18 protein-coding genes are annotated in these 23,399 nt (G+C 45.3%); 8 read left to right on the top strand and 10 right to left on the bottom strand.

Annotated features, from left to right (window positions below; all coding sequences use genetic code 11):
• Nucleotides 1-139 precede the first annotated feature (139 nt).
• Entirely contained in the window at nt 140-1,165 is a 1,026-nt protein-coding gene (locus tag BAU14_RS11545) for a LysR family transcriptional regulator (RefSeq protein WP_161900267.1), read from the bottom strand.
• Between the two features lie 85 nt (nt 1,166-1,250).
• Entirely contained in the window at nt 1,251-1,463 is a 213-nt protein-coding gene (locus tag BAU14_RS11550) for a zinc ribbon domain-containing protein (RefSeq protein WP_161900268.1), read from the bottom strand.
• A gap of 251 nt (nt 1,464-1,714) precedes the next feature.
• Between BAU14_RS11550 and BAU14_RS11555 the strand changes: the two genes are divergently transcribed.
• The gene (locus BAU14_RS11555) at nt 1,715-3,298 is read left to right on the top strand and encodes a hypothetical protein (RefSeq protein ID WP_161900269.1); all 1,584 of its coding nucleotides are present in this window, start codon (nt 1,715-1,717) and stop codon (nt 3,296-3,298) included.
• A 74-nt stretch (nt 3,299-3,372) separates the two neighbouring features.
• Here the strand turns inward: BAU14_RS11555 and BAU14_RS11560 are convergent, their stop codons facing one another.
• Complete coding sequence (locus BAU14_RS11560; RefSeq protein ID WP_161900270.1) at nt 3,373-4,188, bottom strand: AAA family ATPase; 816 nt, start codon at nt 4,186-4,188, stop codon at nt 3,373-3,375.
• Between the two features lie 319 nt (nt 4,189-4,507).
• Between BAU14_RS11560 and BAU14_RS14270 the strand changes: the two genes are divergently transcribed.
• Both BAU14_RS14270 and BAU14_RS14385 read left to right on the top strand, forming a co-directional pair.
• On the top strand, nt 4,508-4,675 hold the full coding sequence (locus BAU14_RS14270) for a hypothetical protein (RefSeq protein ID WP_202622221.1): 168 nt from the start codon (nt 4,508-4,510) through the stop codon (nt 4,673-4,675).
• 180 nt (nt 4,676-4,855) lie between these two features.
• Nucleotides 4,856-5,989 carry a biotin--[acetyl-CoA-carboxylase] ligase gene (locus BAU14_RS14385; protein WP_237580462.1) on the top strand — a complete coding sequence of 378 codons (1,134 nt, stop codon included), beginning with the start codon at nt 4,856-4,858 and terminating at the stop codon, nt 5,987-5,989.
• A 524-nt stretch (nt 5,990-6,513) separates the two neighbouring features.
• Here the strand turns inward: BAU14_RS14385 and BAU14_RS11575 are convergent.
• The 7 genes from BAU14_RS11575 to pplA all read right to left on the bottom strand — a co-directional run bounded on the left by BAU14_RS11575 (nt 6,514) and on the right by pplA (nt 17,253).
• Complete coding sequence (locus tag BAU14_RS11575; protein WP_161900271.1) at nt 6,514-6,942, bottom strand: hypothetical protein; 429 nt, start codon at nt 6,940-6,942, stop codon at nt 6,514-6,516.
• A gap of 316 nt (nt 6,943-7,258) precedes the next feature.
• Nucleotides 7,259-8,809, bottom strand: coding sequence for a chitinase (locus BAU14_RS14390; RefSeq protein ID WP_161900272.1), 1,551 nt, complete (start codon nt 8,807-8,809; stop codon nt 7,259-7,261).
• Nucleotides 8,810-8,953: 144 nt separating this feature from the next.
• On the bottom strand, nt 8,954-11,224 hold the full coding sequence (locus BAU14_RS11585) for a glycosyltransferase family 2 protein (RefSeq protein WP_202622222.1): 2,271 nt from the start codon (nt 11,222-11,224) through the stop codon (nt 8,954-8,956).
• 783 nt (nt 11,225-12,007) lie between these two features.
• Entirely contained in the window at nt 12,008-12,967 is a 960-nt protein-coding gene (gene menA, locus BAU14_RS11590; RefSeq protein ID WP_161900273.1) for a 1,4-dihydroxy-2-naphthoate polyprenyltransferase, read from the bottom strand.
• Between the two features lie 227 nt (nt 12,968-13,194).
• Entirely contained in the window at nt 13,195-14,259 is a 1,065-nt protein-coding gene (locus tag BAU14_RS11595) for an FAD:protein FMN transferase (RefSeq protein ID WP_337248037.1), read from the bottom strand.
• Nucleotides 14,260-14,671: 412 nt separating this feature from the next.
• Entirely contained in the window at nt 14,672-15,823 is a 1,152-nt protein-coding gene (locus tag BAU14_RS11600; RefSeq protein WP_161900274.1) for a peptidoglycan-binding protein, read from the bottom strand.
• Between the two features lie 479 nt (nt 15,824-16,302).
• Nucleotides 16,303-17,253, bottom strand: a complete 951-nt coding sequence (gene pplA / locus BAU14_RS11605; RefSeq protein WP_161900275.1) for an extracellular electron transfer flavoprotein PplA — start codon at nt 17,251-17,253, stop codon at nt 16,303-16,305.
• Between the two features lie 846 nt (nt 17,254-18,099).
• Between pplA and BAU14_RS11610 the strand changes: the two genes are divergently transcribed.
• The 5 genes from BAU14_RS11610 to BAU14_RS11630 all read left to right on the top strand — a co-directional run bounded on the left by BAU14_RS11610 (nt 18,100) and on the right by BAU14_RS11630 (nt 23,339).
• Entirely contained in the window at nt 18,100-20,103 is a 2,004-nt protein-coding gene (locus BAU14_RS11610; protein ID WP_161900276.1) for an NAD(P)/FAD-dependent oxidoreductase, read from the top strand.
• A 236-nt stretch (nt 20,104-20,339) separates the two neighbouring features.
• Nucleotides 20,340-20,783 carry a NusG domain II-containing protein gene (locus tag BAU14_RS11615; protein WP_161900277.1) on the top strand — a complete coding sequence of 148 codons (444 nt, stop codon included), beginning with the start codon at nt 20,340-20,342 and terminating at the stop codon, nt 20,781-20,783.
• A 73-nt stretch (nt 20,784-20,856) separates the two neighbouring features.
• Nucleotides 20,857-21,414 (top strand): Gx transporter family protein, encoded by a 558-nt coding sequence (locus BAU14_RS11620; protein ID WP_161900278.1) that lies wholly within the window; start codon nt 20,857-20,859, stop codon nt 21,412-21,414.
• 83 nt (nt 21,415-21,497) lie between these two features.
• Nucleotides 21,498-22,484, top strand: a complete 987-nt coding sequence (locus BAU14_RS11625; RefSeq protein WP_161900279.1) for a polyprenyl synthetase family protein — start codon at nt 21,498-21,500, stop codon at nt 22,482-22,484.
• Nucleotides 22,485-22,853: 369 nt separating this feature from the next.
• On the top strand, nt 22,854-23,339 hold the full coding sequence (locus BAU14_RS11630; protein WP_161900280.1) for a GNAT family N-acetyltransferase: 486 nt from the start codon (nt 22,854-22,856) through the stop codon (nt 23,337-23,339).
• The last annotated feature ends 60 nt before the right edge of the window (nt 23,340-23,399 follow it).

Below are 23,399 nucleotides of genomic sequence, written 5' to 3' on the forward strand. Positions count from 1 at the left end.
TCAACAAAGCGGTCTGCCACACTTTCCGAAAAGAACAGCTCATTATAAAAATGGAGACCGGCTGCTACTTTAACCTTTCTTGCAGCTTTTATGTTATCAAAAAGACAGCCCCATGATGACGGCTGCCTCCTGTAAAATTTTAGTTGTCATTTGTGGCCAGGCTTTCTTTGACGGCTGCCAAAAAGGCGCTCGTCATGGCAGAACGCTGCCGCCGATCATTAAACACAGCAATCAACTGATGTTCCATGCCGCCAGCCAACGGTCGCAAACAGATATATTCTTTCACGAATCCTTCCACGATTCCCAAACCAGAAGCATAGGCATCCGACTGGCACAGCAAATTCATCAATGTGCCCCGATCATTGGTGTAAAGAGTTGGTAGCGGCTCATCAGAATCCCGCTTTGTGGGCCCTAGTTTTTTCGCTCCAAGGTCAGCCACCGCAGCGCCAGCGTCTTCGATAGACTCCAGATTGGTTGGCTGCTCCTCACGAGTTGGTGCCAGTACCCCTTGGGAAATCTCCAGCGGGTCTTCTTCAAAATAGCCGCTGCCTTGTTCTTCCTGACGAAAGCGCACCTGTGGATAGGCTGCCAGCTGTTGCCGCGTGACCTGTTTTTGTGCGGCTAATGGATGATCCTTCCGCAAGAAAATCTGCGTTGGAAAGTTTCCTAGAATTTCAAAAGAAAAGCCATCTTGTTGAAACCGTCGTTCTAAAATCTTGCGGTTGTTGTCATCGAGGTACATGATTCCCACGTCCCCTTCAAACTCCTGCAAACCGTTTAAAATCTGTCTGGTCGTGGTTTCCACCAGTTGAAAGTTCAGACAAACTTTTTTGAAATCTGCCACCACCTGCAAAAAAGGTGTCGACAAAAAATCATAGTGCTGGCTTAAAACTGTGAAATCATGGGTCATCCCTTTTTGAAAATGCCGCTGCAATTGTTCAGTCTGCGCCAAAATCTGTTTGGCATAAACCAGAAAATCACGCCCTGCTTCTGTCAATTGGGCGCCGGCTTTGGAACGCAAAAACAGCTCCGCATCCAATTCGGTTTCCAACTCGCGGATGGCTTGAGAAAGGCTGGGTTGGGTCACATACAAACGCTTGGCCGCCTCGGAAAAACTGCCGGCTTTTGCGATTTCCGCCACATAGCGGCATTGTTGCAGGTTCATAGACATCCTCCTTGTGCTCAGCAGTACCGTCGTCGCGGCTGAAATAAGCTACATCCCAACAGCTGTGGATACTAGCCGATAGTTGTCAACCACCCATCAAAAAATCAAGAACATTCATGCCGGATGAAGTTTTCTCCTTGTAAAGCTCTGTATAACCACAGCGCGTGCAAGAAATCGTAATGAAGCGCTTGTTCTGCACATCGAAAAGCTTGGCAAAATTGCCACCGGTGGTTTGAATCTGATCTTGCTCATAATGCTGATTGCCACACTTATCACAGACATATTGCTTTTTCTCCATGGTAAAAACCCCCTCATTTTGACCTGATGACAGCTGTCGAAATGATCCGTCAACTAAGTAGACAGACGCTCTGACAAATGGTCATCACGTATTTGCCTAATCTTATCAAATCCAGCAGTTTCTGTATATGGCTAGTCGATTTCCACCATAAAAAAGCGCAAAATTGGAATATAACTTTTGTTTCCACTATGGTAGGATAGGTCTGAGACTAGATTTATCTTGTTTCACTATCAATTAAAAGAGGTGTAAAAATGAAAAAAAGGTTAATTGGGTTGGTATTGGGTCTTGCACTGGTCGTTAGTACGCCTGTTAATGTAAGCGCAAACACAAATGATTCCGCAAGTACCGCAAACACTGGAGAATTGACAGAAACGACGTTGGTATCGTCGGAACAGACAAACGACGCAGCTCCAGGTGAAGCTAGCAGTGAGGTTACACAAGAAGCGCCTTGGGCAACAACTGGCGACAGCACCACAACAGAATCGGTCTCTTCACCATCTGCTGAAACTACGCTTTCTTCTGAGTCTGGTTCAGCGCTTACAGGGGAACCCAAAAGCGCCCCCGCCGCTGAATCCTCCCCATCAACATTCCAAGCACCTAAAGCCGCTCAGGCCGCAGCAGCACAAGAACCTAGCGTTTTCATCAATGGGACTTGGTATACTAGAAATCAATTGAAAAACGCAAATATTTACTTCAGCGTCTTGGAGACTGACTACGAAATCTGGACTGACGAAACCTTCAAAACACTCAACGGCTTTTCTGAAGACATTTTAGAAGAAACATTCAAGGCTACCGACTTCTTTATTGATGAAGGCGAGTTATACTGGGGCTTGACTGCTGCAAACAAGCAATTTATCGGTTATATCAACGATGATGCCCTTGCCGGAAACGAAACCGCCAGTCCCGCAGGTGTTCCTTATGATGAACAAGGCTACGTCACCATCAAAGCTGGCACCAAGCTTCTCAGCAACGTTGCTACTCTGATCCCTCAGAAAACGGGCCAAGGGAAAACACAAACACTACAAATCTATGAAAGCTATACGCATTTCAATGGTCACGACTACTTCGCCTTGCAAAATAACAAAAAGCAGCATGTGGGCTACGTTGACGCAGCATCTGTTAAATATAATTCTGCTGCACAGGGAGATTGGCAAAAAGACAGCGCCTATGCCACCATATCTAAAAATTACAAACTCTACAGCAGCTTCAACTGGCAAGTGAAAAATGATGGTGCCAAATTGTTGGGCAAAACATACAAAATTACCGGCAAATACCTTCATTTCAACGGGAGCACCTATTACTCACTGCAAAACAACAAAGGCACCTGGATGGGATATATCAATGCTGCCGCTATCAAACGAACCACCGGCGCACAAGGTGCTTGGCAGCCAGAATCCCGCTACGTTACCGTCATGAAAAACTATCAAAGCTACAAAAATTTTGACAAGTGGACCGTCTCCAAAAAAGCAGCAGCATTGAAACAGCGCACGTACAAAGTCACTGGTAAATACGTCCACTTCAACGGCAGTACCTACTATTCCATGCAAGATAACAAGAAAAACTGGCTCGGCTACATCAATGCCGCGGCTACCTATAAAGGCAAAGGCCCTCAAGGTTACTACATTTCCTGCAATAAAAAAGTTAAAGTCACCAGTAAAAATTACAACCTCTACTCAAACTTCGATTGGAAAGTCAAAGGCAACACGAAATATCGCTTGAACAAAACCTACGTAGCAAAAACCATGTACCGCCATTTCAACGGTAGCCTGTACTATTCTTTGTACACTCCCGGTGGCAGTTGGATTGGCTATTTGAATGCTGCTGCGGTGAAATAGGCCTTAGAACCCGGCAGCTCTGCTACTGAAAAACCACCTCATCCTATCGGGCAAATGAGGTGGTTTTTCAGCGTCTATTCTTCATCTACCCGATAGTGCTTCTGGAAAAATTCTCCGTATAACTGCACCACCGGCAGCTCCTGCCAGCGAGCCACTACGAGTGAAGGCTTACTGAAGTTATAGATGGTTCCTTCCAGTTTGCCTAAAAGCAGCGGCGAATGCGTAGCGATGACAAACTGACTGTTCATCCGGTAAGCGCACTGGTTGATTTTATCCGCCAGTTTCAGCTGATTTTCCGGTGACAAGGAGATCTCCGGCTCGTCTAGTAAAATCAAGCTGTCTGGCACCAGATAATCTTCAAACACTTGCAGTGAGGTCTCGCCATTGGAGTATTTTTCCTGCGCAAATGCCAAACGTTCCATCATCAAACCACCACGAAAAGACGCCAAGTGCTCAGCTGCTTTTTCTGCGGTCATTCCTAAACGCCGCCGCTCATAGCGATAGCCTTCCCGCAAAACCGCCTCTTGTTGAACTTTTTTAATCTCATACAAAATGTCTTCACTTTTAATATAGCGACTGTCGGGAGAAATTTTGTAATGGCGTCCCTCAGCATCCTCTTCATACAACAGCAGTGCCTCTTGCTGATAGTCTTGCCAACGATCACTGTGGACATCAAAACTTTTGACTTTTTCGGCGCCAGGTAACTGCAGTAGATTGGCCAGCAGATTCAAAAAAGTCGATTTTCCCGAACCATTTTCACCGTAAAGCAGTGTGATTCCCTGATCGAACACCAAAAGCTCACCAGTCTTGTTTTTAAACACATTGTAAGGATACGTATTGGGATTGGGTGTCGTTTCATTGGAAAATTGAAAACCGCGAATATATCGCATCACTTTACCTCCTGTCAAAAATCGTCACAATTCTTACAATATTCCCAGGCACTTCGGTCAACATTTCTTTTCCCCACGTCGTCCTTTTCTTGTAGTCCGTATTTCACACAACTTGCTCTACACCAATCAGAAAAAATTTTAAACGCATTGGATGCAATGTCCTTCAACTGAGCCCTTAAAAAGAAGCGACTCGTTAAGAAAGCCTAATCTAAAGGCAGTTTGGTTGTCTGCCAGCAACCATCTCTTGTATAATTTACCATAGAAACGACTGCCAGGAACAAATTCGCTGACGATAAGCTTTGTATGTCAGGAGGTTATTATGAAAAACTTACTTGCGGCTGGCTTTCTCTTTGTTGGTGGCGCGATTCTGATGACCGTCTCTGAAATGGGAAAAGTCGTTCCGTTTTTAGGCGCTGCATGTGCATTGGTCGGTGTAGGATTACTCGTGTATATTGTATTTAGTGAAAATGGCAGCTACGAGAAATAGAAAATATTATTGGACAGCTTTGAGCCCTCATTGGTTCGAGCTGTCTTTTTTCACTCAATTCAGATACACCATGCCTGAGAACCAATACCTTTGTCTATTGTTCTGATGACAGCAGGGTGCGTTTGCCGGGCTTTTTTGCTACACTAAGGACACAAACTTTACCAAGAATGGAGCAACATCATGGCAGTCAAAGATCAAGTTTTAGCATTGATGAAGCACACCGCCGCCATTTTTTCCGGCGAAAAACTAGCACAGGAGCTGCAAGTCTCCCGCACTGCTGTCTGGAAAGCCATCCGCGAGCTGGAAAAAGAAGGTTGGCGCTTCGAACATACCGCCAGCGGTTACCGTTATCTTCCTTCTGATGTACTGGATGCCAGCGAGATTCTAGGTTATTTGAAACCTGTATCACTGGCAGTCTCAAATGATAAAATTGTCGGGCGACTTGCGGAAGTTGATGTTCTTGCAGATATCCAGCCAGTAGATGAAACAGATGAAACAGGACCCGTAACATCCGGAGCACGTTCTTCTACGCTGACTCCCGGTGGATTGCCCTCTGATTTGGCAGTTGAAATCACAGATACCAGTGAGTCGACCATGATTGAAGCTAAAAAAGCCGTTGCCGACGGTCGCAGCGCCCCACGATTGTTCATCACCGAGGCCCAAACTGGTGGGCATGGCCGGTTCGGGCGTCCCTTTTTCTCCCCTAAAGGTCAGGGAATCTACATGACATTGCTGTTGAATCCTAACCATCCTTTTGACGATTTGCCTCAATATACTCTGCTGGCGGCGGTGGCAGTTTGTGATGCCATCGCTGACTTGACCGGCAAGGAATGTGAGATTAAATGGGTCAACGATATTTATCTTGAGGGTAAAAAACTAGTGGGTATCTTGTCAGAAGCCACTTCTGACATTGAATCCGGTATCATCAGCCACATTTCAATCGGCATGGGCATCAATTTTTCCACACCGCAAACAGATTTCCCTCAGGAACTACAAGCCAAAGCTACCTCCTTGTTTGCAGATGGCAAGCAGCCGCCCATCACTCGGAATCAACTGATTCAGGCAATTTGGCGGCGTTTCTTTACCCTTTTGGCTGGGCTGCCCCAAGATACAGCTTATCTGGAAGACTACCGCAGCCGCTCCTTTGTGTTGGGACAAACTGTCAGCTTCCGCCGGCAAGGTCTGGTTATTTCCGGAATTGCTGAAACAATCACTGATGATGGCCAATTAGTCGTCCGTACCAAAGAAGGCCTGATTTCACTAAATTCCGGTGAAATCAGCCTGGAATCTATCGGTGAGCGAAAATTACGCTGAGTTCTCAGCCACCTCATAACGTATCCAACAACTGCAACAGCATTCTTCGAAGAATCGAAGCTGGCTTCTATAAGCAGGGTTGTGGCAATTGTCCTGTCACTAACCTTTGCAGCGAGCATCATCAACCGAGAGCCGAAAAAAGGAATATGACCTAAGTCATTTCCAAGTGTTAAACAACGGATGTTTAACCATAATTAATAAAAAGTATCCGGATGAGGAAAATTTGTGACCCTCTTGATGTCTTTGTCCGAAAAGAGAACATACCCATACGTGTCAAGCGAAGGGAATGAAGCTGACTTCCTTTGCTGAAACCAAGGAAAGTCTGTGTTTGAAATTTTTAGCAATGAAAAGCCGATGATCTTCCACTGATTTTAATGGAAGATCGTCGGCTTTTGGGGTCTCACGTTTGGTCCTGTTCGCTTCAGAGGACGGTAACTCAACTATTGCCACATTCCCTTTTCCTACAGCTCCGTTTATGACTATACCGGAGAAGTGCCTTCAAACTGGCGCTTTTTCTTTAAGGATTACTTGTTCTTCTTACCATTCTTCAATCCACGATACCAGACAAACGCCACTAATAGTGCAGCTGCGGCAAGTTCACCTTGATAAAACAGTAGCGGCCTCTGTTGATAGGCCGCCCAGTTAAAAGCAATTAGGCTCAATAAAACAGCGCAAGGAAGTGCCAGAACAATGACCTGCCACCAGCTGATCCGGATGACTGAGCCGCCTTTTCGCCCAATACCGACAGCTTTTGACCAACCATTTTTGCCATAATAACAAAATCGTTCCCCCACGATTAACACTGTTGCTCCTTTAAAAAAGACAAAAAGCAACAGCTGAATAAAGCCGTCTGTCGAAAACCCATTATCCCCCAGCGCAAAAATTAGAAACAGTACTTCAGGAAACAACACCGGAAGCAATATCAGCGAATTTACCTCAACCTCTTTTTTCATCTGCCCCTCCTTAGCCTATCGGATTTTGACATTTTTCAGCGACTGAATATCGTCTCTATCATACGTCCACCACGCCCAATAAGCAATCGCTTACATAAAAAATAAAACACTTGGCATACCTTATACAAATCCAGGCTTTTTTCGATTATTGACTACTACTTGCTAGCATCACTAACCGGAATCCGCAAAAAACAAGCCACTTCCGTAAAAAAACAGAAGTGACTTGTTTTTAGACGCAGGCTCACGTTGGTTTCACAGACTAGCCAGCATGCTCTCACATCATGTCTTAAACAGCCAACTGCTTCATTTCCCACACTTACTTTTGCTTCAAAATCTTTTTGATTTCCTGTTGTGACAGTGCTCGCCACGGAATCAAGTCATCGTCAACCCCGGAACGTTCAGGATTTTCATTTTGGTTCCACCACTTGGATTCATAAGCTATGCCATTGTACATAATACGTTTGCCGCTGTCATAGACTTCTTCTGGGTTCCATTCCGGGTAGGTACCAGGAGGTAAGGTCGCCAGTTTCACCGGTTTTTCTCCTTCTAATACCGGTCCTACCAGCTCCCAAGGAATTTCACTTTCTTGCAATACCGGACTGTCGGGCGCATCTCCTTTGGTCCACCACTTGGCACGATAGACATTGTGCCGCCAGACAACTTTGGTATCCTTCAAATAGGATTTTGTTTCTTGCCAGATTTCATATGGCGATGTCTTAGGGTCATCGGCTGCGTCTGACTCGCCTTCTTTAACATCAGAAACCGTTTTTCCTTTGGCGCTCGCTGCGATATCCCCATCCATGCCCTCACGTAGAGCGGCTGCAAACGCTTGGCCATCTTGCTTAACTCCGCTGGCATGATTGGACACGACACCGGTATTGACATTGTTTTTATTCGAGGATAAGTCCCGATTGGCTGACCACATGGATACACGGCCCAAGCCGACTTCCACTGCAAATTCGTTCAACACTGCTGCATCTTCTAATGTGAAGAGTTCTTGTGAAATATCATTTTGCCCAATCATTGGAGTCGCCCCCAATTTCTGCCAAACCGCCCCATCACTCAAATGAATATCCGCTTCTCGATACAAGATTTTCAACTGCCGGTGGGTCTGCTTCAATGCATCAATGGCGTTTTCTGCCATTGATTTTTTATCGTCCCGCGCCTGACCGAAATTCATGGTCATCAGATTAACTCCCGCCAGATCAACACCGGCAGCCAGCATTTCCGCCACTGTATCGGTGCCGTCTTTGGTCAAACCTTGGGGAATCACTGGTAAAGTCAGCCAAACTGCCAACTGATTTTTGTTGTCTTTTTGAAGCTTAGCAATCGCTTCTGCTCGCCGCTTGCCAGCTTCACGATCCGTCAAACCGTCATTTTCCAAATCCAGATCAATGGTGCTCAGCTGATAGGCATCGATCACCTGCTGGTAAGCGGCGGCCAGATCATCGGCGTTGTCATAGACCAGTGCCAATTCGTCGTTGAGCAATCCACCAAAGGAAACAATCACATCTTTGCCATTTTGCCGCAAGCGGGCAATTCGCCGATCCAAATCCAAATCCTCAGAGGCTTGTTTTAAAGAATACGCATTGCCCCAACTGGCTTCTTTAGTATTTGATTTGGCAACAACAAAGCTCAAAACCACATTGTCCTCATATTGCTCAAACTGATATTGGGGGGTCAAGGTGGCATCCACGTAGGAAGCAAACCACGGCTTGCGATCGGAAGCTTCTTTTTTCCCTGGTGCGAGCTCGGCCGCCATATCGGCCCCATATGTTCGAAGGCCAAAAACCCCTGCCACTAAGATTGCCAGAACCAGCAGGAAGCGGGGCACTGACAAGCGGCGTTTTTTATTTTTCAAGATCATCTGATTATCTCTCCTCGATTCACCGCAAAACACGCTTCGACTGAAACGGCCGCGGCCTCTTTTGTTATCCAGTCAGACAAAAAATCGACTCTCCTGCCAACAAGCCCTTGACTGCTTTAATCAGGAGAGTCTCAACTGCTTAAATCAACGCTGCCCTTGTTCTTCTGTTTCGGTATCTAACGCCGCAGACAGCGACACTTTCAACGGCACTTCCCCTTGTGTGTCACCGTAATAAAGGACTGTTTGCCAATCCAGACCTTCCCCTTCACTTTCTTGTGCGCCGTTATCTTTAGGTGAGACTTCTACAAACAGCCATGTATAAAAGTTGTGCACCAGATCTACCAGTAAGTCTTTGACACCGACAAAAGCCAGCAGCGCCCAGGCACAAGTGATGGCATTAAAGGCGGCGAAGGCTGCATTTTGCCAGTTGTTGACTGAAAGCGATCGCCAAATAGTGAAAAGAGAAAAACCGATGATGACCAACGGCGCCCATAGATACAGACTTTGACAGGCGGTCCGGTCATTGACTTTTGGTGTTCGGGCAAAAGGAATCTTCTCCCCAGTCAGATATTGTTGCAAACTCTTGATGACACCGGCTGTATTGACTGCTAACAGCAACAAGTTAAAGCCATAAATTCGGAAAATATCTTTGCGCTTGTAACGACAATACCGTAAATCCGACGCCATTGCTGTAAAATACGGCAGTGCCGCGCAGACGATGTAGACACTCAACAAACGATCGTCAAAAGGATAGGCCAACAAAAAGATTAATCCGAAGCTGGCCCAAGCAATGGAGGTCATGTAGTTCATTCGTAAAAAGATTTCCATCAGTTTCAATGGTTCGCCTTGTCTCCGGCGTTCTTTCATCGTTGCAAACAGCTTCGGCAAGATCAATAAACCGCCATTGGCCCAGCGACGACGCTGAATCACCAGAGAACCGAAGTCTGGCGGCGTAGCACTGTAACTGAGTCTTTCCGGGTAATTCACCAACTGCCAGCTGTGCTTTTCCAAATCCACGGAGGACTCAGTATCTTCAATGACAGTCCGGTCTTGGATAAAGCGACGGATTTCAAAACCATTTACAGACTCTGTTTCAGCGATATCTGCCAAGGCTCTCTTGCGGATCACTGCGTTGGCCCCTACCCAAAAAGTCGCGCCATAGTAAGTAGTTCCTTGATGCAAGATATGCTGGATGTCGGTGGTGGCACCGGCAATCCGCTCAATTCGTGACGGACATCCTCGGAAAGAAGAATAAGGTGTCTGAGTCACGGCAACTTGTTCATTACCCGGCTGTTGCAGGAGATAAACCAGTCGCAGGCAGTATTCCCGTAACAACACTGAATCAGCATCCAACGTCAGCAGAAATTCACTGTCGGGAATCTCCAGATCAGCTGGCTGATCCGCTGCCACTGCTACCAGCACTTTCCCCACAGCTGTGTGCTCGATGCGATAGCGTCCACCCATCAGATCGATATAGGAGTTCAAATTCATCGCTTTATTGGCTTCATGGGACAAGGATACGTATTCTTTTCGTTGGAAATAATCGGCCTTGGCGGTAAACAGCCAAACCAGACGCGCGTACATGGCACTGACTTTTTTAATCGGCAGTCCACTACCGGCAGCAGCTGCTTGTTTCAAAGCTTGTGCCTGCAAACCCAGCTCTTTTGCCAGCTCTCGCAAGACTTGATCTGCAAAAAACGCATCTACGTGGTCCTCTTGCGGCTCATCATCTGCCAATTGCAAGAGCCAGTCACGCCCATAGCGATATTCCTGAGTTAACAATCTCAGATCAGCGGATGACACTGTCGTCCCCTTGTTTTCTTTAGCCAAAAACGCAGCCTGAGCCGCTGTAAAGCGCGCACGCGGTTCCTCCAAAAGTGCCATCAGCTCTCGTGGCAAAGCTTGCGTAGCTGCCAACTTGGCCGCCGCTTCAGGAGTAGTGGGATTCGGTTTGTCATCCAGCAGCAACTGAACTGTAATCTGCGGATATTCCTGCAGCATCGCCGACAGCATCGTCTTGCGTATCACCCCGACTTCTTCATCATAGGAAGGTACCAACACGGTAATAGCGGACTTTTCTTCAGCAAAATGTTCTTCCAACAACTCTCTGGGAACCCGTTTGTGCTCTTTAAAACGAATCAATGCGCCATTTCGTGAAACTAGATAAACAAATGCCGAAAAACACAATAATGTCATAATGACGATATACAAAGCTGCCTCCACCACTTGTTGAAAGCTGCCGTTTCCCCGAGTCCACTGGTCAAAAATCGTGGACGCCACATACAGTAGCCAAAAAAGGACTGTCATGATGATAAAGATCCGGTTCATGGTGATTTTGAACGTTGAAGCCTTTTCGTGCTGCATCGGAAGCGGCGTCACGTCTTTCTCGGTATTGAATTGTCTCTTTACTGCCATTGCACTCTCTCCTACCCCTGAATCTTATTTGCCGATTCCCCAACCGGACTTTGATACCACTCAATTTTTTATACGAAAAAGCCGGATTTCCCCAATGACTTTCAGCTTAAAACACGAGCGCTCCTTAGATAGCGAAAAACGTTGTTTTAAGCTTATTGATATCCATCCTTTTTCTTAAAAAAAGCAAAAATATACACAAACATTTAATTTATTTTATATTTATGTTACGGGAAATTATATGCAAATTCAGAATAACGGTCAATAGTTATTCATTTTTATGATTAAAAAACGAATTTTTTGATTTTTTTATCGAAACTTTACTTTTCTAAAAAGCGCTTACTTATCTTTACTCCACCATTTTACGCCTTCATTTTACCGGGGTTTTCTATCTCATTTTTCGCCATTAAAAGACCGCTGTTATCGAACATTCCGATAATTTATCGACTCTAACAGTTATTTTTTAATCTAAATTCATAAAATATTTTCAAAAAACCTATGAATTTTAACTATTTCGCGATGCTGAATTTTCGCTTTTCCTACATTAAAAAAATCGCAGCTCGCTGCTGTCTCAACTCGCTTTAAGACAGTCAAAAACCCCTCCAAGATTCGGCCGTCGTAACAGCTCTTGAAGGGGTTCGCAATATTTTTTATCTAGAATTTTTAACAAGTAGACACTATGACTATCGCATTGCTTATCACGGAAAGGGTGTCGGCAACCCGCTTTTCAAAAGCTTGTGCTCAGTGGAACAGCGGGCAGCATGATCTGCTTTTCTAATAGCTGTCTCACAGAAACCATTGCCACAACAAGCTCAGCAATAAACCCAAAGCATAGCTGCTGTTGAACAGTACCATATTTTTCAAAGAGTAGACAAAACTGTGGGGTGCCGGTAATTCTTGGCGGTGATTAGCAAGATTTTGCCGAATTTTTGGCAGTGTCAGCCAAGTGATTAGGATTGGCCACTGGTAGATGCCCACGACTAATCCCAGCAAAATAATCCCGTAGCACGCGTACACCAGCCCGCCAAACAGCTTGATTCCTTGTTCTCGTCCCAAGTAATAAACCAGCGTATAGCGATGGTTTTTGATGTCTGTCTCCAAGTCCCGCAGATTATTGGCCAGCATGATATCAGCAATGGTAAATACCATTGGTAGAGAAGCTACAAAGACCGCCACCAGCTGCCACAAGTTGCCGGTTAAAGCAAAGCCGCCATCACCTAAAAGATCCAGCGTCAAATAAAAGGGACGCAAATCATAGGTATTGATGTAGACCACCATGGCAAAGATGCCTAAGCCCATCGTAAAACCGCTAAAGATTTCTCCCAAAGGCATTCGAGACAGTGGAATCGGTCCTGCCGTATAAAAAACGCCAATAAAACAGCAGACCAAGCCCATCAGCAATAACAGCCAGCCCGTTTGAAAGCTGAGGTAGCCTCCGATTAAAGCTGCAATCACCAGCATACCGATAATTAGCCAAGAGACATGACGAACATTTAATTTCTCTACCCCGATAACATTTTCCGTTTCACGATAGGTTTCAGACTTGGCTTTACGATAGTCCATGAAATTATTGATTGCTGTGGTGGTCATGTCGAAGATTAACATCCCCACAAAAAAGATTAATGTCAGCCCCCAATGAACCTGTCCAAAATAGCTCAAAGAAAATAAAACACCTATGATGAAGGGAAACAAGCTGGCAATTTTCGTGCGAATTTCCACCAATTCCCAAAATGCAGATAATGACATGCAAAACGTCCTTTCTTTCGGTCAACAGCTATTCAAACCCGCTGAATCCCAGTCTATTTAAAAGGGCAGCACCGAAAGCCGGCCTGCCCCATCACGCTTGTGTTTACAACAAAAATTTCTCGACAGTTAGCCAAAATGCTCTACCAGATTGCCAAACTGACAGGCGGCCCGGATACCATGAGCCTTTTTTCACTTAAGGCAACTCTTTTTCGCGGCTTAAGCTGGACTCAATCTTTGTCCGTCAATTTCGAGCGGTCCCCCATGGTGTAGCCGGAGTCTTCCCCGATGACGAAATTGCCTTCCAAACCTTTAGTGATGTATACTTTGTCATCTTTACTAACAAAGATTGCTTGTGTGCCGTCATCCATGGCTTCCACAAATTCCAGTCCCTTTTTGGTTCCCATTGCAAACACCGAGGTAGACAACGCGTCGCCGTCGATGGATTTATTGGTAACGATGGAAACACCGGCAATGTCATTGTCAAAAGGATAGCCGGTTTTCGAATTGAACAGGTGATGATACTTCACTCCGTCAACTTCTAGGAAGCGTTCGTAGATTCCGGAAGTCACGACGGTTTTATTGGTCTCTTTGATCGTCCCTACGACAGTCCCGCGAGATTGATTCGGATCTTGAATGCCGATATTCCATGGCTGTTTCTCTCCCCGGAAGCTGTGACCTACGACAAAGACATTCCCCCCCAAATCCACTACAGCAGTCGTCACACCATTTGCTTTTAATACTTTGACAGCTTCATCAGTGATATATCCTTTGGCGATGGCTCCCAGGTCGATAATCATATCTTTATCTTCCAAAAAGACGGTTTTTTTCTTATCATCGAATTTTACTTTTTTGTAATCAATGTGTTTCAGCGCTTCATCAATTTCCGACTGCGCCGGTTTTCTGGCGTCATCAAAACCAATCCGCCACAACTGGGTAACTGCTCCGATGGTCATATTGAATGCTTCATTGGTTTCTTGGCTGTATTTATAAGCCGTCTTCAACAACGAGTAAATATCATCGGACACTTTCACTGGTTCCACGCCGGCCTTGGCATTGATAGCATCAATTTCAGAGCCCTTTTGGTTGATGGTAATTTTATCCGCCAGCTCTTGAATCCGTTCAAACGCCGGTTTCATGGCTGCTTCCTTGCCGTCATCATAGATTCTGATTCGTACATACGTCCCCATCAGGAATTTTTCCTGATAATAAGGTTCCTCTCGCATTTTCACTGTTTCTTCTTTGGTACCGGTACTACAGCCGGTTGCCACCAAAAGAAGCAAGAGCGCCATCATCAGCCCACCGAGCCATTGTTTTTTGTTTCTTCTCATGCAGATCCTCTTTTCTGTATAAACAGCAGTTCCTAAACAACTGCCTTTGTTCACCGCCAATTGCAGCTACTTTCCTTCGTGTCTTATTCGTGGTTTTTACCATTTTCAAAGACTCCCTTAAACTACTGGCGACCGTTGTTATCATAGCATGGATTGCCGCTTTTTTGGTACGATTACTGCTTTTTTTGACAGTTTCTAAACAAAATCCCAGTCTGAGAAAACAGCGACCCCTTCTGCTTGTCCTCTCTTCTATCATTTTTGTTAAACCATTGCTTCTGGCCGTTAGCTTTTTTGCAAAAAAAATGCAAAACGCCTTTGTCGCTGAGGACAAAGGCGTGATTGCAGAACACTATTTCAATGAGTGATTGACTCGCGCTTATTCAGCTGCTTTTTTGGCAGCATCGACGATCAATTGCAAGTAGCCTTTAGAATCTGTGAATGTAGCACCGGATACAACATCCGCGACATTTTTACCTTCTGAGTCAATCTTGCCAGCTGCTTCTTCGATTTCAGCAACTGTTTTGCCCTTAACAAATGCGTCGATGGCATCCACGTTTTCTTCCCATGTCTGAGTTGCTTTTGCGTGGTCTTTCATCATTGCAGAGTAAGCTTCGTTGTTAGCCAATTTAGAAGCCAAAACTTGGCCGTCTTTGATGCCTTCGCCAAATGCGCCGTTGGAGTTTGGAACGCCACCAAAGTCAGCAGGATCTGTGAATTGGAATTCATCTACAAAGGTTGCTGCTACTTTATCGCCGTCCATTGCTACAGTCGCTACAGCGAAAGATTTGTCGCCGTGGGGTGCGCCCAAGATCATAGCTTCTTTCAAGTCGCTGTTCTCAGTTTTTTCACCAACTGAAACCAGACCAGAAGTAGCGGCATCCGCGATTGCTTGCAGGTAGCCACGAGTATCACTGAAAGTTGCGCCAGATACTACGTCAGCGACATTTTTGCCATCGTCTGCGATTTTAGCGATTTCAGTATCCAGATCAGCCGCTGTTTTGCCTTTGACAAAATCAGTGATTGCGCTGATGTTTTCACTCCAAGTTTGCGTTGCGCCACCGTTTTCTTTCATCATTGCAGAGTAAGCGTCGCTATTTTCAACTTTGCCCACCAAGATTGTGCCGCTTGGGAAAGATTCACCGAATGCGCCGTCGCCATTTGGAACAGCTTTCCAGTCAGCGGATTTTTCTACATATTGGAATTCATCGATGCGGGCAGACAAGATTTTGTCGCCATTCATCGTTACGTTGACTACTGCAAAAGATTTGTCGCCGTGTGGTGCAGCGTACAGTTGACGCATGTAGATCGTTCCTTCAGCTGGTACAGTTACATCTGTAGTTTTGCCGTCTGCGATTTTCACATCAGCATTTGCTGCTGCAGATGACGCGGTTGTTTCTGTTTGGCTGGAAGATGCTGCCGTTGATGAGCTTGAGCCTGAACCGGAGTTGCTGTCAGGACTGCAGGCACCCAAGATCACTGCTGAAAATGCCAGTGCCGTAAAAGCCGTCACAAATTTCTTCGATTTCATATTGATTTTCCCCTTTTCCACTATTCATATGCTAGCGTTCCCATCTGATTCGGACACTATTCTTTTATTTTAGTGGGTTTTGTGAATATGTCAACAAAAACGATAACGAACCCCCCAAAAAACTTTTCACTGCCATTCTTTAGACAATCCTTATTCTCTCAGCACCTAGCAAGAAAAACAGCCTTTGTGGCCTTCTTTTAAAAAAACAAAAAGCAGCCTTTTCGTCAATTTTCCGGACAAGATTTTCTATTAGTGATCAGCTCTTCACAAAAAGAGTGAAACGGCTACGAATCCTCAGTACCCATTGAAGCCTTCCCCCTGGTTAACAGTCCAACAAAAAAAGCGCCAGAGCCTGCCAACGATTGCTGTCGACAAGCTCCAGAGCTTTGCTTTTAGTATTTTTGTGAACGATCTGCTTCACAACAATCAGGTTCTTTTTGTAAACTCTGATTGTTTTTAAAATCAGCAGGGCAGATTGCTTATTTAGCTGCTACAAAGTTGTCAACAGTGATTTCAGCAGTGTCCCCTTTTTCAGCAGCGTTGATCAATTGTTCAGCGTAGATCACGAAGCTGTGGAAGCTGTGAGTTGCACCAGTGACAACGTCCATGTTAGCAGGTGAGCCGTCTTCTTCGCCCATTGCTTTAACAAAACCTTCGTTGAATTGTGCGATATATTCTTTTGGTCCAATGCCGGCTTTGTCTTTCATGTTAGTTTCGTAGTCAGTGTCGTCTGCTTTTGATTTGCCATCAGCATTGACATTGTCATACTTGGATTCAGTAATTTTACCGTCTTTAACAACGATTGAGAAAGTTACATGGTAGCCATTGGAATCATTTTTTTCTTTCAATGAGTATGTGCCATCTTGCAATTTCGCACCATTGTCGATTTCGATAGTGTCAGTTTTGCCAGCTTGAGCTGCTTGGATCAATTGTTGTGCATAGTTTTGGAAAGATTCAAAAGAGTGAGTCGCACCAGTGACAACATCGATTGCTGTTGGGCTTTGTTTTGCCACCAATTCAGTATTGAATTTTTCGATGTATTCTTTTGGTCCGATACCGGCTTTGTCTTTCATGTTCTTTTCGTAGTCGGCGTCGTCTGCTTTTGATTTGCCCTCTTCGTTGATGTTGTCGTATTTAGATTCTGTGATTTTACCGTCTTTAACTGTCATTTCAAAAGTCACGCGGTAGCCGTTAGAGTAGTTCTTTTCTTCCAATTTGTAAGTGCCATCTTGCATTGCTTCGCCAGCAGTGTAAGTCACTTCGGCTGCAGAAGATTCAGAAGTCGCTGCAGATGAAGCCGTTGTTTGGCTGGAAGCTGCTGCAGAAGATGAAGAGTTCGCAGTATCTTTGTTGTCTGAGCTACAAGCTCCTAAAACCAAGGCAGAAAAAGCCAACATTGTAAACCCAGCGACCAATTTTTTTGATTTCATTTTTGTGGTTCCCCTTTTCAAATATGTTTTGTCAGTTTGTGACACACTTAACATTTTAGTTTTTTTTCGCGAGATGTCAACAGCAATGATAACAACTTTATGGAGAAGAGAAATGGTCTGGTTGTCTGTTTCACGACACTTTTCAGCAAAAAGCGCCAAATATCATCAGATCAACTGCTTTTTATATTATCATCTGCTGAAAAACCCTTTCATTTGTCTCTCAAACCTGCGTTTTTTTTCATCATCTGTGCTGTCGTTATCTTTTCGATATGCTCATTAAAATAACTCTGTTTGTGACAAAAGAAACAACAGCCTCTTAACTTGTGTATTTTTTGGTAGGATTTCCGATAGTTTGAGTAACTTTTGACATAGATTGTGAAATCATCCTCAAAAAAGTCGTTCTGCTTACTTTGTTTTTTTCTCTGCGGGAAAGTCTCAATCGGCAAAAGATACAGACCAAATTGCCCCGGCACCTCTAAAAAGCTTCACAAATTTCGTTATTAATAACGGTTACAATAAGTTTTACTCCTTTTTGTAGTAGAAAAAGCCTGTTACCGTCTATAAAAATAATGGTCTACCCTTACATTAAAAAAACTTTGAAAATCCGTTCATTTTCTCGGCCAGAGTGTTAGACAAATCCACCTTTTCTCTATATAATAGTGTAGATTGTGTAATCATTATCAATCCGTTTTTTTATTCCGTATTATCAATTCCGAGGTCTACCGTGTTCACTTCCCCCAAAATACCGCTGCGCTTAAGGGTGATTTGCCTGTCAGTTGCGGGGATGCTAGGGAGGAGTTGAAAGCGAGAGCCCTCACCATACTTATTTTGAAGGAGCGATTTTCAATGGCAACAAAGAACATTGTCGTTGTCGGTGCCGGGTATGCCGGAGTATCGGCTACCAAGTTCATGGCGAAAAAGTTGAAAAAGGACCAAGATGTCCAAATCACTTTAATCGATCGTCATTCTTACCACACCATGATGACAGAACTGCACGAAGTAGCGGGGGGCCGGGTCGAACCGACTGCTATCCAATACGACTTGCAACGTCTGTTTTCTCGTAAAAAGAACGTCAAACTGGTAACAGACACCGTTACCGGAATCGACAAAGAAAGCAAAAAAATCATCACGAAACAAGGCACTTATGACTTTGACTACCTCGTATTAGGAATGGGTGGCGAACCAAATGACTTCGGCACACCGGGCGTCAAAGAACACGGCTTCACTCTCTGGTCATTTGAAGATTCTGTTCGTATCCGCGAACACATCGAGCGGACAGTTGCTCTTGCCGCACTGGAACCAGATGCTGCAAAACGCAAAGCGATGCTGACTTTTGTTGTCTGTGGTTCCGGCTTTACCGGGATCGAAATGGTAGGCGAACTTATTGAATGGAAAGACCGCCTAGCAGCTGATTACAAATTGGACCCAGCCGATTTCACATTGAAAGTCGTTGAAGCATTGCCAACGATCTTGAACATGTTAAACCGAAACGACGCTGACAAAGCCGTTCGTTACCTGGAAAAGAAAAATGTAGAGTTGGTATTGAACTCACCAATCGTTGAAGTGGACGAAGACCACATCAAATTGAAAGACGGCAGCGTCATTCCGACTTACACTTTGATTTGGACTGCTGGTGTCAAAGCGACTTCCGATGCTGCTGACTTCGGTTTGGAAGCAGCTCGCGGCCAACGTCTGGTAGCCAATGAATATATGGAAGCAAAAGGCTATGAAGACAAAAACATCTACATCATTGGTGACCAGGTATATTATGAAGAACAACCAAATACACCAACACCACAAATTGTACAGGCGGCTGAACAAACCGGTCACTGTGCCGCAGCCAACATCGTTTCTGCTATTAAAGGCGACGGTGAAAAACACAAATTCAAATCCAATTACCAAGGGTTCATGGTTTCTGTTGGTTCCAAATGGGGCGTTGCAGAACTCTTCGGTAAGATCCACTTGAGCGGTTTCTTGGCAATGATTATGAAACACATTGTCAACTTGAAATACTTCTTTGATATCCGCTCTGGTTACTACATGTTCCAATACATGATGCACGAATTCTTCCACATCAAAGACGATCGTAACGTAACTCGCGGCCATTCCTCTCGTTATGGCAACGTTTTGTGGTCTGTACCACTGCGAATCTTCTACGGTTTGGTGTGGTTTATTGAAGCCTTCAAGAAAATCGTCGGTAACGGCGAAGTCCTGAAACCAAGCACTTGGTTTGGTGAAGGTTCTTGGTTTACTGGTAATTCCGTTTTCCCATGGACTTGGGATTATGCAGCTAGCGGAGCGGCAACTACCGGCTCTTCAGCAGCCGATGCAGTCGGCGGTGCTTCTGCAACTGTGGCTTCTTCCACTGTCGATGCGGCTTCTGCTGCCAGTGGCGCCGGTGAAGCAGCGGCAAGCGGAGCAGGCGAAGCGGCAGCTCATGCAGCTCACTTTGGTTTGAGCTATGCTTATGGGGAAGAACCGATGGCTGTCTTGGATAAAGCCCCTAACTGGTTCTCTTCTATCATGAAAGTCTTCATGCCAAACATGGACGTTGCAATGTTCTTCCAGAAATTCATGGTCTTTGTGGAAATCGGTATTGCTTTGTGTCTGATGGCTGGTCTTTTCACTTGGTTGATGAGTGGGACAACAATCATTCTGGTAGTGATGTTCTGTATGTCAGGGATGTTCTACTGGATTAACTTGTGGTTCATTCCAGTTGCCTTTGCCTTGATGAACGGCTCCGGTCGTGCAATCGGTCTTGACCGTTGGGTAATTCCTTGGATCCAACGCAAACTTGGCGGTTGGTGGTACGGGAAACCGAAAGCTCGCTACGGCCGGGACAACAGCTGAGCCAACTAAATACTAAAATCCTAGGCCCGCGCCTAGGATTTTCTTTTATTTTCCGATGGACGTTAGTCATTTTTCAACCCTCGTTCATTTCACGAACCTTACTTTTTTTCTCGGCTGTGCTAGAATATGAGAGATTAGCAATGACTATTTGTTAGGTACTGCTGACAAAATTTACTCAATCTTGCACCAGAAAAATTATTTATTTACTATTATATATAAGAGAGGTGTCAGCCGGCATGAAATTCAAAGAGTTCGCCAAAAGAAGCCGCCTGAAGCCCTGGGATGTTCCCATCATTCTCCTACTGATACTGCTGAGTTTTCTTCCCCTAGTGATATTTGGCCTGACACGTCCAGATCCTATCGTCAAAGATGACGGCACTTCCGCTGAAAGACAAAAAATCGCTATTCTGCGGGTAGACGGTGTGGAACAAAAACGCTGGGTGCTAAAACAAGGAGCAGAATCGACTACGTATCGTTACGAGGATCCCGATGGAGATTATAATCTATTGGAATTCAAAGACGGTGCCGTGCGCATCAAAGAAGCCAGCTGTGGCGACCAGGTCTGCGTCCGTCAAGGTTGGATTTACAAAGACGGGCAAACCATCGTCTGTCTCCCCCACAAACTCGTGGTGGAAATCAAAGATCAGACGGGAGGTGCCGATGACAATTTAATCTACTGATTGCTATTTCATCTCAAAAACGGCTTTTGTATTTTTTGAAACAGCTAATCAGCGATTGTCATCAACGATTACAATGAACAAAAATCGACGTTTGATCTTCATTTCACTACTGGTGGCTCAAGGAGTCGTCATTGGGCTGATTGAAAATATGATCCCCTATCCTTTTGGTTTTGCACCCGGCGCCAAGCTGGGATTACCCAACCTAATCACCATCATCGCATTGTTCACTATGCCAAAAAAAGAGAGCTTTCTGTTGGTCTGGTTGCGTTTAATTCTGACTACCTTACTGGGAGGAACGGTTTCGACTTTTCTTTACAGTATGAGCGGTGCTATGCTCAGCTACTTCGGGATGCTGCTAATAAAAGCGTTGGGTCCTAAGCGGGTAAGCATTATCGGCATTAGTGCAGCCGGTGGTTTTCTACACAACGTGGGACAATTGGTGACCGCCTCAATGATCGCCGGCTCCGCTACCGTGATGCTATACTTGCCAATTCTGAGTTTTCTAGGCATCCTATCAGGGATCGCCATCGGCATTGCCGCCAACTTTTTACTCGTACGGGTAGATACCCTGCGTCGCTTCCGGCTGGATTACGAACAGCGGGACAAAAAAGAACATTGGCACCTGAATTAACTTTTTCTCACCGTGAGCTGCCGGGGTGTTTCCTGAAAACGGCGGCAGCCCTTCGACTTTCTTTACAATAAAGGAGATTTCCCATGAAACTTCATCCCCTCTGGCAGGATTATCCTGATCTTGCACCGGAGTTGGCTCAAACCTTGACTCTGATGGAAGACAGTATCAAATTGAAAAACAAACCAGTAGAAAAAGCCGTGATGGAAATGATCCATGCCGGCGGAAAATTGCTGCGGCCAGCGTATCAACTGTTGTTTTCTCGCTTCGGCCCCGATCAAGATCGCCAAAAAGCCGTGGCATTAGCCGCTTCGATCGAGATGCTTCACACAGCTACCCTGATTCATGACGACATCGTAGACGAATCTGATCTGCGCCGCAACTTGCCCACCATTGCGGCCAGTTTTGGTAACGATGTAGCGGTTTATGCCGGTGACTATCTCTTTGTCTGCTGTTTCAAACTACTGGCAGATTATGCCGGCTCTCTGCGCAGTCTGCAGTTGAACTCCCGCAGCATGGAAAAAATTCTAAATGGCGAGCTGGGCCAAATGGACCGGCGTTACGACATGCGTATGACGGTTGATCAGTATTTGGACAATATCTCCGGCAAGACTGCCGAACTTTTCGCTCTCAGCTGCACAGTTGGTCCTCTGGAAAGCGGTGCCTCTGAAAAATTCGCCAGGGACTGCGCCCAGATTGGCCTGAACATCGGCATTGCCTTTCAGATTATTGATGACATCCTCGACTATAGCCAACCCGCTCAGCAGATTGGCAAGCCCGTCTTGGAGGATGTGCGCCAAGGGGTCTATTCTTTGCCACTGCTACTGGCACTAGAGCACGGGTACCATCAGCTGGCGCCCCTGCTGGAGAAAAAGGAGCAAATGACCACTGCCGATACCCAAGAAGTCTATCGTTTGGTTCAACATTTCAAAGGTGTCCAACGAGCCCAGCAGATGGCCACCAATTATACGACCAAAGCCTTAAAAGCCATCGCTAAATTGCCTGATGACCCAAAAGATACCCGCAGCGAATTGGATCGTCTGACGCGCGTGATTTTACAACGAACCAATTAAGCGACTATCCTATCCCATTAAAATTGCTTCCACAAAGCTTCGGAAGTCTGTATTCCCCGCGACAAGCCAGATTTTTAATCTGACTTTGGGGCACGGCAGATCTCTCCCGGGGCTTTTTTTGCAAAGAAGGCCACTGGCTTATTGCGGAATGATTCGGATTTGACCGGTTAGGCTCTACCATTGCGCACTAAAAAGAAAGTTTCCACTCCTTTTGCCCCCTGCCCAGCAGCAGGGTAACTTTAGAGCTGCCTTCAAAATATCAGTTGCTGGTTTTCCTTTTAAAAACTATCGCCATTTTTTAAATCTGATTTTCTAATGATTATCTGTGCTATAGTTAATTTATAAATAACAAATCAAAAGGAGCATGGAATGAAAATTATCCCATTGGAAGCAAGCGATCCATTATGGTGGCCGACTGCCGAATATGCAGAGAACTGTTCATGGGGAGCAGGAAAACATTTAGCGCAGCGGATGCGTGAAGAACGTTTCGCCCCTGGGGAGCGGGTCTTTATAGTGCTGGACCACGAGAGAATTTGCGGATACTGTACCTTTACAGAAAAAGACTGCCTTCCCGATGTAGACTATTCTCCTTATATCGGCTTTGTCTTTGTAGATGAAGCCTACCGAGGCCGCCGTTTGAGCGGAGCGCTATGCCAAGCTGTCTGCGCTTACGCTGTCGAAGCCGGCTTTTCACAAATCTACCTGGTGAGCGATCATCAAGGACTGTATGAAAAATACGGCTTTACCCCCCTGCTACAAAAGCTCGCCCCTTGGGGAGAACTGGAGACAATTTTCAGCTTTGACTTATCAAAAGTAGCCTCTATCCAGGATTTGGTCCTTGAGGAAACTGAATAAAAACAAAAAAAGAGCGCCCTTCGCAAAAATTAATTTGCCAGGGGCACTCTTTTTTGGTGA

Source organism: Candidatus Enterococcus leclercqii (assembly GCF_009933135.1).
GTDB lineage: Bacteria > Bacillota > Bacilli > Lactobacillales > Enterococcaceae > Enterococcus_C > Enterococcus_C leclercqii.

What these genes read in the sequence shown, in the direction of transcription:
- BAU14_RS11630 (WP_161900280.1), top strand. Translation starts at nt 22,854, where the DNA reads ATGAAAATTATCCCATTGGAAGCAAGCGATCCATTATGGTGGCCGACT.
- BAU14_RS11545 (WP_161900267.1), bottom strand. Translation starts at nt 1,165, where the DNA reads ATGAACCTGCAACAATGCCGCTATGTGGCGGAAATCGCAAAAGCCGGC.
- BAU14_RS11550 (WP_161900268.1), bottom strand. Translation starts at nt 1,463, where the DNA reads ATGGAGAAAAAGCAATATGTCTGTGATAAGTGTGGCAATCAGCATTAT.
- BAU14_RS11595 (WP_337248037.1), bottom strand. Translation starts at nt 14,259, where the DNA reads ATGATGGCGCTCTTGCTTCTTTTGGTGGCAACCGGCTGTAGTACCGGT.
- BAU14_RS14390 (WP_161900272.1), bottom strand. Translation starts at nt 8,809, where the DNA reads ATGATCTTGAAAAATAAAAAACGCCGCTTGTCAGTGCCCCGCTTCCTG.
- BAU14_RS11615 (WP_161900277.1), top strand. Translation starts at nt 20,340, where the DNA reads ATGAAATTCAAAGAGTTCGCCAAAAGAAGCCGCCTGAAGCCCTGGGAT.
- BAU14_RS11555 (WP_161900269.1), top strand. Translation starts at nt 1,715, where the DNA reads ATGAAAAAAAGGTTAATTGGGTTGGTATTGGGTCTTGCACTGGTCGTT.
- BAU14_RS11610 (WP_161900276.1), top strand. Translation starts at nt 18,100, where the DNA reads ATGGCAACAAAGAACATTGTCGTTGTCGGTGCCGGGTATGCCGGAGTA.
- pplA (WP_161900275.1), bottom strand. Translation starts at nt 17,253, where the DNA reads ATGAAATCAAAAAAATTGGTCGCTGGGTTTACAATGTTGGCTTTTTCT.
- BAU14_RS14270 (WP_202622221.1), top strand. Translation starts at nt 4,508, where the DNA reads ATGAAAAACTTACTTGCGGCTGGCTTTCTCTTTGTTGGTGGCGCGATT.
- BAU14_RS11600 (WP_161900274.1), bottom strand. Translation starts at nt 15,823, where the DNA reads ATGAAATCGAAGAAATTTGTGACGGCTTTTACGGCACTGGCATTTTCA.
- BAU14_RS11585 (WP_202622222.1), bottom strand. Translation starts at nt 11,224, where the DNA reads ATGGCAGTAAAGAGACAATTCAATACCGAGAAAGACGTGACGCCGCTT.
- menA (WP_161900273.1), bottom strand. Translation starts at nt 12,967, where the DNA reads ATGTCATTATCTGCATTTTGGGAATTGGTGGAAATTCGCACGAAAATT.
- BAU14_RS11625 (WP_161900279.1), top strand. Translation starts at nt 21,498, where the DNA reads ATGAAACTTCATCCCCTCTGGCAGGATTATCCTGATCTTGCACCGGAG.
- BAU14_RS14385 (WP_237580462.1), top strand. Translation starts at nt 4,856, where the DNA reads ATGGCAGTCAAAGATCAAGTTTTAGCATTGATGAAGCACACCGCCGCC.
- BAU14_RS11575 (WP_161900271.1), bottom strand. Translation starts at nt 6,942, where the DNA reads ATGAAAAAAGAGGTTGAGGTAAATTCGCTGATATTGCTTCCGGTGTTG.
- BAU14_RS11560 (WP_161900270.1), bottom strand. Translation starts at nt 4,188, where the DNA reads ATGCGATATATTCGCGGTTTTCAATTTTCCAATGAAACGACACCCAAT.
- BAU14_RS11620 (WP_161900278.1), top strand. Translation starts at nt 20,857, where the DNA reads ATGAACAAAAATCGACGTTTGATCTTCATTTCACTACTGGTGGCTCAA.